Annotated in this window: 14 protein-coding genes; all 14 read right to left on the reverse strand. The window is 43.1% G+C overall.

The features are described 5' to 3' along the window. Position 1: 1 nt before the first annotated feature. The 14 genes from H7T92_RS07510 to nrdD all read right to left on the reverse strand — a co-directional run bounded on the left by H7T92_RS07510 (position 2) and on the right by nrdD (position 13,388). Positions 2 to 967 (reverse strand): glycosyltransferase family 2 protein, encoded by a 966-nt coding sequence (locus H7T92_RS07510; RefSeq protein ID WP_049492596.1) that lies wholly within the window; start codon positions 965 to 967, stop codon positions 2 to 4. Then, positions 967 to 2,061: a non-hydrolyzing UDP-N-acetylglucosamine 2-epimerase gene (gene wecB / locus H7T92_RS07515; RefSeq protein ID WP_201037434.1), complete on the reverse strand. Its 1,095-nt coding sequence runs from the start codon at positions 2,059 to 2,061 to the stop codon at positions 967 to 969. The genes H7T92_RS07510 and wecB overlap by 1 nt, the downstream gene beginning before the upstream one ends. Then, entirely contained in the window at positions 2,058 to 3,143 is a 1,086-nt protein-coding gene (locus H7T92_RS07520; RefSeq protein WP_023919857.1) for a glycosyltransferase family 4 protein, read from the reverse strand. Before H7T92_RS07520 ends, wecB begins: the two co-directional genes overlap by 4 nt. Continuing rightward, the gene (locus H7T92_RS07525) at positions 3,118 to 3,843 is read right to left on the reverse strand and encodes a WecB/TagA/CpsF family glycosyltransferase (RefSeq protein WP_375788532.1); all 726 of its coding nucleotides are present in this window, start codon (positions 3,841 to 3,843) and stop codon (positions 3,118 to 3,120) included. Before H7T92_RS07525 ends, H7T92_RS07520 begins: the two co-directional genes overlap by 26 nt. Before the next feature lie 17 nt (positions 3,844 to 3,860). Next, positions 3,861 to 4,646: a LicD family protein gene (locus tag H7T92_RS07530; RefSeq protein ID WP_201037435.1), complete on the reverse strand. Its 786-nt coding sequence runs from the start codon at positions 4,644 to 4,646 to the stop codon at positions 3,861 to 3,863. 3 nt (positions 4,647 to 4,649) lie between these two features. After that, positions 4,650 to 6,026 (reverse strand): sugar transferase, encoded by a 1,377-nt coding sequence (locus H7T92_RS07535; RefSeq protein WP_201037436.1) that lies wholly within the window; start codon positions 6,024 to 6,026, stop codon positions 4,650 to 4,652. A gap of 19 nt (positions 6,027 to 6,045) precedes the next feature. Continuing rightward, on the reverse strand, positions 6,046 to 6,738 hold the full coding sequence (locus tag H7T92_RS07540) for a tyrosine-protein kinase (protein ID WP_201037437.1): 693 nt from the start codon (positions 6,736 to 6,738) through the stop codon (positions 6,046 to 6,048). Between the two features lie 12 nt (positions 6,739 to 6,750). Further along, positions 6,751 to 7,446 (reverse strand): Wzz/FepE/Etk N-terminal domain-containing protein, encoded by a 696-nt coding sequence (locus H7T92_RS07545; RefSeq protein WP_201037438.1) that lies wholly within the window; start codon positions 7,444 to 7,446, stop codon positions 6,751 to 6,753. A gap of 44 nt (positions 7,447 to 7,490) precedes the next feature. Continuing rightward, positions 7,491 to 8,222 carry a capsular polysaccharide biosynthesis protein Cps4B gene (cps4B, locus tag H7T92_RS07550; RefSeq protein ID WP_201037439.1) on the reverse strand — a complete coding sequence of 244 codons (732 nt, stop codon included), beginning with the start codon at positions 8,220 to 8,222 and terminating at the stop codon, positions 7,491 to 7,493. Next, positions 8,219 to 9,688: an LCP family glycopolymer transferase CpsA gene (gene cpsA / locus H7T92_RS07555; RefSeq protein WP_024055170.1), complete on the reverse strand. Its 1,470-nt coding sequence runs from the start codon at positions 9,686 to 9,688 to the stop codon at positions 8,219 to 8,221. Before cpsA ends, cps4B begins: the two co-directional genes overlap by 4 nt. 189 nt (positions 9,689 to 9,877) lie before the next feature. Further along, a complete protein-coding gene (nrdG, locus tag H7T92_RS07560; protein WP_201037440.1) occupies positions 9,878 to 10,483 on the reverse strand; it encodes an anaerobic ribonucleoside-triphosphate reductase activating protein in 606 nt (201 codons plus the stop codon). A 4-nt stretch (positions 10,484 to 10,487) separates the two neighbouring features. Then, positions 10,488 to 10,988: a GNAT family N-acetyltransferase gene (locus H7T92_RS07565; protein WP_201037441.1), complete on the reverse strand. Its 501-nt coding sequence runs from the start codon at positions 10,986 to 10,988 to the stop codon at positions 10,488 to 10,490. A 37-nt stretch (positions 10,989 to 11,025) separates the two neighbouring features. Then, positions 11,026 to 11,166 carry a hypothetical protein gene (locus H7T92_RS07570; RefSeq protein ID WP_003002079.1) on the reverse strand — a complete coding sequence of 47 codons (141 nt, stop codon included), beginning with the start codon at positions 11,164 to 11,166 and terminating at the stop codon, positions 11,026 to 11,028. An 11-nt stretch (positions 11,167 to 11,177) separates the two neighbouring features. After that, positions 11,178 to 13,388, reverse strand: a complete 2,211-nt coding sequence (gene nrdD, locus H7T92_RS07575) for an anaerobic ribonucleoside-triphosphate reductase (RefSeq protein WP_118396785.1) — start codon at positions 13,386 to 13,388, stop codon at positions 11,178 to 11,180. Positions 13,389 to 13,430: the final 42 nt, after the last annotated feature.

Consider the following 13,430-nt stretch of genomic DNA (forward strand, 5'->3'; position numbering starts at 1 on the left):
TCTAGCCTAGTTTTGCTCTCACCTTTTGATACAAATGAGGAGAAAGGAGCAAAAGAAGGTATTTGAGTTTATTTTTTCTTGTAATATGTGAATTGATTAGAATATCTTTCCAATAGCGACGATACTCTTTGCGAATTTTGTTAACCTGATCATACATATGAGAACCCAGCATAGCATGGACCACATGCAAGCCATTAAAGACATAGCGGGTATTGAGCGCTTTTTTCATTTCCGGATCATCAGGATAGTCTCTCTCGACATAGGCTCTGTTCCATTCCATGGCCTTGTAGAAATCCAAGAGCCGATCGCTATAAGAAGAATTGACGATACTCCCTGGTCTTCGATAGTATTTATAAAGATTTAGATCGCTAACTGCAATTTCCTCACAACAAGCAATATGTTCATAAGCAACAGCCAAATCTTCATAAATCATTCCTTCTGGATAGGGATGTTGGAGTAAGATCTCTTTCTTGTAGAGTTTACCTCCTGAATGGGTCCCAACGTGGTGACCATAGAACATTTCTTTGAGGGCTGTATGACGATCTAATTTCCTTGAACTTTTTTCATTTAGATCTCCTGAAAAATCTTTGTCCTCATGATTTCTGACTTCAATAACCGGTGTCGATACAAGGTCAACTTTATACTGTTCTTTTAAGCTAACCAAATATTCGACTGTTCTAATGTCATAATAATCATCTGAATCAAGGAAGATAATCCAGTCAGTTGTCGCAGCTTTCACTCCTGTATTTCGAGCATTAGACAATCCTCCATTTTGAAGATGGAGCACTCGAATACGGTCATCTTCCTGAGCATACTGGTCGCAAATTTCTCCTGATCGATCAGTCGATCCATCATCGACTAGGATGATTTCGATATTTGAATAGGTCTGTTGTCTAAGACTACCGACACTATACTGTAAATACTCCTCGACATTATAGACCGGTATGACAATCGAAACCTTTTCCATTATGCTAATCCCTTCATGATAATTTCTACAATCTGTTGACAAGCCGTTCCATCCCCATAAGGATTACTTGCCTGGCTCATCTTCTCGTATTCATCTTGGTCTTCCAGAAGGAGCTTGAAGTTGCGATAGATGTTTTCTTCTTCTGTTCCGACCAATTTCAAAGTCCCTGCAGCCACACCTTCTGGACGCTCTGTCGTATCACGCATGACAAGGACGGGTTTTCCTAAAGAAGGTGCTTCTTCTTGGACACCACCTGAGTCTGTCAAGATCATATAGCTTTGGTTCATGAAATTATGAAAATCAATCACTTCCAAAGGCTCAATGATTTTCATTCGCTCATTCTCTCCAAAAATCTTGCTAGCCAATTCTCTGACCTTTGGATTTTTGTGAATAGGATAGACTACCTTGACATCTTCAAACTCTTCTAAAATCCGGTTGACCGCACGGAACATGTGCTCCATGGGTTCTCCAAGATTTTCTCGACGGTGGGCCGTCAACATGATGAGCTTGCTTCCTTTCGCCCATTCCAAAATAGGGTGGTCGTAGTCTTCTTGGACTGTAGTTTTTAAGGCATCAATAACGGTATTTCCCGTAACGAAAATATTTGTCCGTCCTTCTTTTTGAAGATTCTCTTTTGAAACCTGGGTTGGAGCAAAATTGTAATCTGCCACTATGGAAGTAGCTTGACGGTTAAACTCTTCAGGATATGGGCTTTGAAGATTGTAAGTCCGAAGCCCTGCCTCCACATGCCCCACTTTGATGCCCATATAAAAGGCCGCCAAAGCTGTTGCAAAGGTGGTTGTGGTATCTCCATGGACGAGGACAATATCAGGTTTTTCTTGCTCCAAGACTGGTTGGATTTTTTCCAAGATAGAGGTCGTAATAGTAAACAAGGTTTGATTGGCCTTCATAATGCCAAGATTATAGTCTGGAACAACACGAAAAACGTCTAACACTTGGTCCAGCATTTCCTTGTGCTGCCCTGTTACACAGACTACAGTTTCAATGGTATCGTGTTGTTTGAGTTCATTGACCAAAGGACACATTTTAATGGCTTCTGGACGCGTCCCAAACACTAACATTACTTTTTTCATTTTGAACCCTTCCTCATCGATTGGTAAAAGTTCCGATAGTTGTCTAAAAAGATCGGATAGCTAAACTTGTTATCATAATCTCTTTTTGCTCGAGCAGCTAAAGAGGCTCTTTTCTCAGGATCCTCTGCCAATTTTTTAATTGCTTGAGCTAAGGCCTGCGGATCCTCAGCTGGGACGAGGATCCCATTGCCAGAATTCACCACTTCGTTCACACCTGGAATATCTGTTGCAATCATCGTTTTGCCGTTCATAAAGGCCTCGATTGCAACCAATCCAAATCCTTCAAAGATCGATGGAAGAACACAAAAGTCAAAGCTATTGATACACTCTACCACGTCACTACGGTAGCCCAAAAAATGAATTCTTTCTTCCAGATTCAACTCTTTTGTTTGATTTATCAAATCATTTTTTAATTCTCCGTCACCGATAAGAAACAAGGATACACTTGGATTTGTCACAAGTGACATGGCTTGGATCAGATAGGGTAACCCTTTTTGTTCGGACAGGCGAGCGATACAGCCTATTTTGATACCGTCACACTGAGTAATTTCATTTACTGTATGCTCACTTTGTTTCATTTTCACTCCATTATAAATCACAATAGAGTTTTTTGACCCTACATCATTAAGGATATTTCCCTGGACAGCTTGACTGACAGCAACCGTTCGAGCCTTTCCTAGGGCGAATTTATAAAGTGGTAATTTATCCTTGAAAACATTATGGGCTGTATAGACATGGATCAATTTTGGATGGCGCATCTGCAGCAAACGAATATAGAAAGCAGCCATCCGGTGATGGGTGTGAACAATAGTGATCTCATTTTCTTTGATGATCTTGGAAAGACTAGCAAGAATCTTGAGGACAGTAGCTGGCTGTTTGCTATCGACATCTAGAATCCGATGGTGTTGAATCCCATTCTCTGCTAGTTTTTCTTCCCACAATCCACCAGTAGACGCAACATGAACCTGGTCAAATTCATCCTTGAGGTCTGTCGCCAACTGATAGACAATGCGCTCTGCCCCACCGATATCCATGGTCCGCGAAATGTGCAGAATATTATTTTTTTGCTTTCCGTTTTTCATGTACTACTCTCTTAATAAAAGTGGCATTTCCTACAAAATAGCGCTTAAAGAGGCGTTTTGGTTCATTGGCCACACGGAACAACCATTCCAGATTGGCCTTTTGCATCCACATAGGTGCCCGCTTGATATGACCTGATAGGACATCAAAGCTTCCTCCCACTCCCATAAAGACAGAGTTCACCCCATTGTCCATAAACTTCTGGATCAAGTACTCCTTTTTAGGAGAGGTAATCCCGACAAAGACAAAATCTGGATTCTTCTCACGGATATCTTCTTGGATAGTCTCCTCTTCTTCAGTGGAGAAATAGCCATTGCGATGTCCCACTACTCGGAGATTCGGATAATCCTTTTTAAAGATGGTCAGCATATCTGTCAAGACTTCCTCTTTTGCCCCGAAGAAGTAGACAGAGTAACCTTTTTCATTGGCCAAATGGAGCAATTCCTGCATCAAATCGATGCCTGCCACGCGCTCTGGCACAGAATAGCCCAAATAGCGCGCAGCGAGAACAACAGAAGCACCATCTGCATTGATGATTTCAGACTCATTGACAATCTTCTTGATAGCCTCATCTGTCGCACATTGATTGAGCTTATCTGCGTTGACCCCCATCAAATGGAGTGGTTTTTTATCTCGTACGAATTGTTCTGTAGCAGCAACGGTTTCAGCCATTGTTAAAGGGTCAATTCTGACCCCCATCATTGTAAAACTTTTCAAGCTTATTCTCCCCAAGTTGATTCAAAGTGACCTTTTTGCTCTGATTCTTCAGGCAACTTCATATAATCGCCATAAATTTTTGTCAGATAAGCATCCGGATCAGCATGACCACTGATTTTAATGGTTTCAAAATCAAGGAGTTGTGGCTCCCCAAATACCTCTTTGTAGGCCAATTCTCTCTCGCGATAGGATCCTAAGACATTTCCGACAAGAGCACTTGTCTCAAAGTCATAGCGTTTAATCGTATTCTGTAATTTCTGATTGATTTTTTCTGTATTTAATAATTTGTCCAAGTGAAGGATCTTAGAAACCTTCACAATTGAATTTTCAAAGAAGCCTCGGTCGCGATTGTGCAATCGATTGATGACAGATATTTTTGAAAGGGCACGGTAATACTTGATTTTATTGGTGTGCAAGAAATAGTGGAAACCATCTGATGGGTAACCATCTAAAGGAAACACATCGATAAAAGGACTACACACAACCCCACCAAATTCAATTTGAAGGGAAGTATCCATGATAGAGGTATTGCCTAAATTATCATCATGGATTCTCAAGATGACATTGCTTGGTAATTCGTTTTGGCAAATTTCCAGAAACTTTTCATAGTCTTTTCTAGGCATGCCCAAATCCATATCGTCATCCCAAGGGATAAAGCCTTTGTGACGAATGGCTCCCAATAAAGTGCCCCCTAAAGCATAGTATCGAAGATTGTGTTTTCTGCAAATTTCAATATACTTTTCTAGTAAGGATAATTCTCCTAATTGAATCTGTCTAACTTTACTCACAGGCTACTTCGCTCCTTCTTTTCTAAGTACAACCTTCACGGTCTTGAGCAAGATCTGAATATCTCTCCAGATCGTCCAATCATCCATGTACGCAACGTCCAGTTTGACCACTTCGTCAAAATCCTTGATTTCACTGCGTCCGCTCACTTGCCAAAGTCCGGTAATACCTGGTTTGAAGCTGAGTCGGCGTTTTTGGGCTGGCGTATATTCTTGGTATTCGTCAACCGTTGGGGGACGAGTCCCGACCAGACTCATATCACCGATCAGAACATTGTAAAATTGTGGCAATTCATCGAGACTGGTCTTACGGATAAAGCGTCCGATTGGCGTTACCCGCGGATCATTTTCCATCTTGAACATGCCACCTGTCATGGTATTTTGTGCCATGAGATCTTTCTTAATTTCTTCGGCATCCACACGCATGGAGCGGAATTTATAGAAGTTGAAATACCGTCCGTTCTTTCCGACCCGTTTTTGTACAAAGAAGGCAGGTCCGCCATCCTTACGAATCAGAGGGACTAAGACGATACTCACTAGTCCACAAATCAAGAGACCAAAGAGGGCTCCTGCAATGTCTAAGAGACGTTTAGCAAACACGTGACTCGGCTTGTAGAAATTGGTTGAGAAAGTAACGACACTTAGTCCTCCGACTTCTCGAACCCGTTTATTACCTAAGGACGCGAAGTTAAAGGCATTGAGATTGACCGATACATCGATCCCCATACTCTCAAACTCCGAGACCAAGTCACTAATATTGTAGTCCTCACTTGGCAGATTGATAAACACTTCATCCACCACTTCCTTGGTCACAAAGTTCATCATTTGATCTGGCTGCACCACCCGTACACCTGAATGAGCAAAATCCGTATCGTCCATGACAGTGACACCGATTAGTTCTCCATGATAAAGGCTGGGCGAATGCAGAATATCAAACACTTTTTCCATCCGACTGGTCGCTGTGATCAGGAAAATCTTTCTCGAGCTTTTCCGCCGTGGGGAAACAGACTTCCGGTATCTCTTCAGCAAGAGATCCATGACATAGACAGAAAAAGTATTCAAAAGAAAGAAGTAGATCATCCCCCGACGAGAGATGGAAAAGACCCCATCGAGCATAAAAGAGGTAAAGGTGATCCCAACAGCGAAAAACACATTGTATTTCAAGACCTGAAAGAGCTCATCCAGGTAACCCCTGCTATAAAAACGATAGGCAATATTGCTAATGTAGAAGGCTACAAAATGTAAGAGATAGAGAATGGCGATCGTCTGTGATGTGTATTCTGCATCCTTAAAAAGACTCACAATGTAAGCCGAAAATAGGACAGCTAAACTTTGAAAGAGAACAATATTTAGTTTTTCCAGTTCGATTCTTTCTTCTCCCATTTTCCCTCAATCCTATTCTTTACTTTTTCCCATACTCTCCGTAGGCTCCGTATCCTCCATACGAACCATACTCAGCAGCTTTAATGTTAAATTTATTGAGCACTACTCCCAAGAAAGGGGTGCCTGTTTGTTCTAATTGGTCTTTAGCTTTTTGGACAGCCTTGCGTCCATTGGCCCCAGATTCTGTGATCAAGACAGTTCCATCACAGCGTTGAGCAATAATGGCCGCATCAATCACGACCCCAATTGGAGGAGTATCGACAATGATATAGTCAAAATGCTCACGTAGGGCATCCATCATCACAGTGAAGTTCTTGCTTTGCAAGAGACCCGTTGGGTTTGGTGCTACCTGTCCAGACTCGATGATATCCAAGTTTGGAAAATCAGTCGCATACAAGATTTGGTCCAATTGGCTACGACCAGATAAGAAGTCGGTCAACCCTTGAATCTTATCCCGGCTACGGAAAATCCCTGTCATGACAGAGTTCCGGATATCACAGTCGACCAAAAGGGTCTTGTAACCCGCACGCGCAAAGGCAACGGCCAAGTTGGTTGAAGTGGTTGATTTTCCTTCATTTTCTTGAACAGATGAGATGGCGATGACTTTCAAGTCCACCCCACTCAATTGGATATTCGTCGCAAGGGCATTGAAGTACTCTTCTGCCTTCCGAATTTCTTGTAATTTGTTTTTTGAAATTTCTAACGTATTCATGCGATCCCCAGTCTACAGTTTCTTAATATCTGGCACAATACCAAGTAAGGTGAAGCCCATCAATTCTTCGATATCCTCTGGTCTCTTGACACGATCGTCCAAGACTTCTACTACGACCATGAGAACCACCATAAGGCCTGCTCCAGCAATAAAGCCAAGAAGGACATTGCGTCGGATATTTGGTGAAGAAGGTGATTGAGGCACTTCTGCTTCATCCAAAGTCGTAACATCTGACACCTTGGTCACAGAGATGATCTTTTCAGCTGCTACATTTCGAAGGCCATTGGCAATGCGGGCCGCTTCTTTTGGATTTCCATCCTTAGCCGTGATCGAAAGGATACGAGTATCTGTCGGAACGGATACACTGATCTTTTTCGACAACTCACCAGGTGTCATATCGAGTTTCAATTCTTCGATGGCTTGGCTCAAGACATTTTGAGAAAGAATGATCTCACGGTAGTCCTTAACCAAGTAAGAACCAGCCTGCAAATCAGAGTTTGTCAAGGCATTGTTGTCTTGGTTTTGACGACTGACCACGTAGATCCGGCTAGTACTTTGGTATTCTTTCTTGGCTAAAAAGGCACTATAGCCAAATGCTGCGATGGCAAAGACAAGAGCGACCAAAACGATCGAAAACTTGCGTTTCCATAGGGTCTTCAGCATAGCGAAAACATCAATTTCCACTGCTTGATTTTCTTGATTGTTCATTTCCTAATTACTCCTTCATGTGGATCTCTCCACCTGTTTCCTGGTTAGATTAATTCATCCGCTAACAAGAGTTCTTGATTGCCGACAAAGAGAGCTTGTGCTCGTCGTTCTCCGTATTCTTCCTTGATCAAGCGATAGGCTTCTGCCATATAAGGCGGTCGTTTATCCACATTGTGCATATCACTAGCCACAAAGTGCACCAAGTCTTTTTCTAAGAAGTATCGAGCTCGTTTTTTCAGTTGTTTTTGCTCATCCCCAAAGAGGCGAGGTTTGAGAACGCTGGAACTATTGATCTGCATGTAGCAGCCCATGTCAATCATCTCTTGCACACGCTCCTCATTTTTCTCCAAGCACTTGTAGCGCTCGATATGGGCCACCACTGGTGTCACACCTAGATGGAGCAAACGGTCCAAGGCGGTATGAATCTCCTTGTAAGATGTTCCCATACTGAATTCAATCAGCGCAAAGCGTGTCTCAGCCAAACGTGGAATGACCTTTTCTTCCAGTTTTTTCAAGACATCATTCGTAAAGTAGATCTCTGCCCCGTAATGAATCGTTAAATCTGGTGCGACCTCTGCCGCAATTTTTTTCACTTCTTGAAAATTTTCAGAAATCTTTTCTTCGGGAGTTTCAAACATTCCCTTGCGACGATGAGAAGTGGAGATAATGGTCCGTACCCCTTGGCGATAACTTTCTTCCAATAAGGTACGCGTATCTTCTCTTGTCTTTGGTCCATCATCCACATCAAAGACGATGTGCGAGTGGATATCAATCATTTTTCTTTTCCTTCCATTACTTTTTGAATGGTTTCCTTAGCCTTAGTCAAGCTCGCTTGATCCAACTCCATGACATAGAGGTTGTAACCAGGCATGGCATAAGACGGCAAGTCATTTCGCCCTTGACCGGTGATCGCTTGTGAAGTCACCTCATAAGAGCCACCCGTTTCTAGCTGGGTATTGATCAAGTTCATCATAGTTGGCAACTGCATATTGGTTTGGACAGAATCTTGGAGGTTCCCGATAATCTCATTGTAGTTGCTTAAGACCTTAGTAGAGGTCAACTTTTTGATAATGGCCGCAATGACTTTTTCTTGGTTTTTCCCACGGTCATTGTCACCACCTTGAAGAGAGTAGCGTTCTCGGACAAAACCAAGCGCTTGCTCTGAATTCAAATGGACCTTTCCTACTGGGAAATGGAACTTCCCGTGCAGGCTCGTGAATTCTTGGTCATTTTCCACATCGATCCCCCCTAGAAGGTCAATCAACTTGAGGAAGGACGTGAAATTGAGACGAACATAGTAGTTGAGCTTGATATCATAGAGATTCTCAAGGGTATGAATGGAAGCATCCACACCGTAGATCCCCGCATGGGTCAACTTATCATTTTGGTTGTTACCACCATCTGCAATCGGTACATAGGCATCCCGCGGCGTCGTTGTCAACAGAACTTGCTTGGTCTTCCGATTGACGGTCATGATGATATTGACATCTGATCGAGAAACCGAGGTTACTGGGCCATAGGTATCGATCCCGCTGACATAGATGTTAAAGACATCCGCATTGGCAGACACCTTGCTCGTCGCTGCCACTTCTTTTCGAATCTTGTAGGAATAGATTTTCTTCAACTTCTTCGCATAGTCGGCATCTTCAGCAGCGATAGTATCTTCAAAGGTACTGTTGAGCACCATGGCAGAAGCATTCCCTTCTTGCAGGCTCTTATAGGCATCTAGATAAGTCGGTGCATCCACTACAGAAATTTCCTGACCCTTGGTCTTTTTGATATTGTCCAAGAGGGCCGTGAGATTGGCTTCATTATTGTTGCCCTTTGGTGCCACCACTTCCTTGATTTCTTTGATGTCTTTGATGTCACTATCTTTCTTGACATAGACAGCCATCTCAAACTCTGTATAGTTAGAATGGCCGTTGACATTACTGGTCAGATTTAGCAGCTGTTGACTAGCAAACAAAACTCCCGAACTAGCCAATAAGCCGACAAGAAGCAAGACCAAAGTTGTCTTTTTGGCCTGATTTTTGATCACAAACCAAGCTGATAAGAGCAAGAGAAGAGCTAGTAGTGCAATCACGAGAACATTGACATAGCGAAAAGCCAAGATGTTATTGGCCAACATAGTATAGGTCGCCCAACTTGCAGTCATAAGCAAAAAAATAAGCAATACGGAATTAATGATTCGCAATTGCCCCCACTTATGTTCTGAACGACGACTCCGTCTCCTTTGTGACATAAATACCTCCAATTAGTCCTAATCATGTTTATTGTAACATATTTTTAGCAAAAAATGCATTAATTATCACTTTTTTGTCCATTATGGACATTTGGAAAGTAAGCGTTTTCAAAAACAAGCAAAATCCCTTGTATACTTATGCAGAGAATCCAAAAAAACCGGGTGAAAAACCCGGTTTTTTTGAGGATCCTACAAAAGATCGTCCCGTTTGACCTGCTCAAAACTTTCCTTGCCATCATTGAGCTTGTCCCAGATGACGACTTTTCCTTCTTTGAGGGATTTTTGAACATCAATAATCCGCTGGTTAGAAGACCCTCGGAACTGCAACATGAGGTTGCGTTTGCTCTTATCATAGCGACCATCAACCAGAATATCAATCAGCGAGAGAAGCTCTAGTTTGTCTGGCGTCTCTAGCATCATTTCTTCCCAAGTGTAGCCAGTCCAAGACCAAATGTCTTTGTCGGGCAACTCTTTCCGAATGCGTTTAACGAGAGGCAAAAGAATTCCAGTATTCAGGAATGGCTCCCCCCCAAGCAGGGTCAAGCCCTGGACATAAGGTTGGGCCAGATCAGCCATGATCTGTTCTTCCAACTCTTTGGTGTAGGGAATACCCGCCTTGAAAGACCAGGTCGCTACATTGTAACAGCCCTCACAGTGAAACATGCAACCTGAAACATAAAGCGAATTGCGCACCCCTTCGCCATCGACAAAGTTAAAAGCCTTGTAATCAATGATGCGCCCTTGACTCAGTTCCTCACTCTTCCATTCGCCTGGTTTAGGTGTATTCCATGTCATCCTTCTACTCCACTTCTATCCAATAACGCTCCGTTCCATTTCGAACATCTTCAAATTGACCGCCATTAGCTAAGATAACCGCTCGACTGGCCGGATTTTCCGTGCTACATGTCACCAGAGCACGATGGATGTTCTTTTCCTTAGCAACTCGCAGACCTTGACGGAGAGCTTCCTTGGCATAACCCTTGCCTCTTTCAGAGGGACGGATGGAGTAGCCAATATGGCCAGCATAATTCAGCAATCCCTCATTTAGTCTCAACCGTAAATTTAAAAAACCTAAAGCATGGCCTGATTCATCAAACAATACGAACTGAATTGATGGAACGCGATTTTCAGGCAATCCTATTCCCATTTCTTTATTAAGGTTAGTTTCTAGCCACTCCTCATAATCAAAGTTCTCAGCATCCCAAAAGCCACCGTCGTGAGCTGATCGGGTCGCTTCAAACTCTGCCATCATGTCTAATACAGTTTCTTTATCCGCTAGAGTTGGTCTACGTAATTTCATCTTTACCTCCCCATAAGAGAAAAGTGAGAGCGGACTCTCACTTTTTCTTATTCTTATTTAAAAATTGTTCTCTCAGGCTAGCTACTCGGTCTTTTTTATTGATTCCACCCTTTGAATGCTTCTCGTGGAATCGTTGAACCTGAGCCTTGCCCTTATCGTCTAATTGGTATTTTCCCATAATGTCCTTTTCTAATCTGTCACTTGGTGTCCAGCTGATTTGATAGTAGATCCATTCATGTGTTTGACCCGCGCAGCGATTTCCTTATGACGGCCATTGACCATCGGACGAGCTTGCGGGTTTCCTAGATAACCACAGGTCCGTTTGACTACATCAACCGTTTTCGGATCGCTATTGCCACAGTTTGGACAAGCAAATCCGCGCTCAGTCGGTGTGAAATCTCCTTCAAAATCACACTTGTAACAACGGTCAATCGGCGTATTGGTACCGAGATAACCGACCCGGTCATAGGCATAATCCCAAACCGCCTCAAGGGCTTTTGGATTTTGTTGGAGCACAGGGTATTCACAGTAGTGGATAAAGCCACCAGAAGCTCCAGCTTCAGGATAAACTTTTTCAAAATCCAACTTTTCAAATGGCGTTGGGTTCTTACGAACATCGTAGTGGAAACTATTGGTGTAGTATTCCTTGTCTGTGATATCCGGAACCTTACCAAATTTCTCCGTATCTAGGCGACAGAAGCGGTCTGTCAAGCTTTCTGACGGAGTCGAATAGATAGAGAAGTGGTAATCATACTGGTCAGACCATTCTTCCACGCGCGCTTTCATATCCTTGATGATATCGATCGTGAATTGTTTGGCTTCTGAATTGTGTTCCCAATTTGGACCATAAAAGACGGTTGCGACTTCATAGAGTCCGATATAGCCAAGAGAAACGGTCGCTCTGCGATGACGGAAGAGCTGATCTACCTGGTCATATTTACCCAAGCGTTTCCCGAAAGCCCCATATTGGTAGAGAATCGGCGCATTGGCTGGTGTCGCTTCTTTGGTACGTTCCACGCGGTAAACCAAGGCATCTTCAGCAATGTTCATCCGTTCATTAAAGATTTGCCAGAACTTCTCCTTGTCTCCGCCCGATTCCAAGGCAATCCGAGGTAAATTGACTGTCACAACCCCTAGATTCATCCGGCCAGAATTAACTTCCACACCATTCTCGTCCTTCCAACCTTGAAGGAAAGAGCGACATCCCATCGGAACCTTGAAGGAGCCTGTTAATTCGACAATCTTGTCATAAGACAAAACGTCCGGATACATGCGCTTCGTCGCACATTCCAAGGCCAATTGCTTGATATCATAGTTAGGAGTTCCAGGTTCTAGGTTGAGACCCCGCTTAAGGGTAAAGATCAGTTTTGGAAAGATAGCGGTCCGATGTTCCGATCCAAGTCCCTTGATTCTGATTTCCAAAATCGCCTTTTGGATTTCCCGCTCGAAGCGATTGGTCCCAAGACCAAAACCAAGCGAAGTAAAGGGAGTTTGTCCGTTCGAGGTAAAGAGCGTATTGATCTCATATTCCAGCGATTGCATGGCATCATAGATATCTTTTTGAGTCTTGCTCCAAGCATAGTCCTCTTGCTTTTCAGGAAGCACCCACTCTTTGGCATCTGCCAAGTGTTTTTGGTAGTTCTTTTCTGCATAAGGGGCCAAGACTTCATCGATCCGGTCAGCCGAGCAACCCCCATACTGACTAGAAGCTACATTGGCAATAATCTGCGAGATTTGAGCCGTTGCAGTTTGGATAGACTTAGGACTTTCTACTTCTGCATTCCCAATCTTAAAGCCATTTCTGAGCATGCCTTCAAAATCGATCAAACAGCAGTTAGTCATCGGTGTATAAGGGCTATAGTCCAAATCATGGTAGTGAATATCCCCTTTTTGGTGGGCATTGGCTACGTGTTTAGGCAACATTTTGAGACCAATAGATTTACCGACAATCCCCGCCGTCAAATCCCGTTGCGTATTAAAGACATCACTGTCCTTATTAGCATTTTCATTGACAACGGCTTGGTCCTTATTGAGGAGTTTTCCAATCGTAAAGTTGATATCCGTCGCTTTTGAGCGCTCAAAATCCCGCTGAGTCCGATAAGTAATATAGCTCTCAGCAATCGCATATTCGTTGGCTTGAAGCAATTCATGTTCAACAACGTTTTGGATCTCATAGATCTTCACGCCATTTGGAAAACGTTCCAAGATCTCTGCGATCACACGATCGACAATAGCTTCTAGTTTGGCTTCCATCACTGGAGTGAGAGAAGTCACTTCTTCTGTCGCCTTCAACAAGGCTTTATAAATTTTTTCAACATCGAATTGAACACGGCGGCCATCTCGTTTTTCAACAAAAATATCCGGGGCCATTCTCAGTTTTTCTTCTCTCAAGGTGATCATACCAAACATGCCTCTCTTCATTTATTTACATACAAGTTGTAT

The organism is Streptococcus parasanguinis, assembly GCF_016648855.1.
In the GTDB taxonomy this organism is placed as follows: domain Bacteria; phylum Bacillota; class Bacilli; order Lactobacillales; family Streptococcaceae; genus Streptococcus; species Streptococcus parasanguinis_L.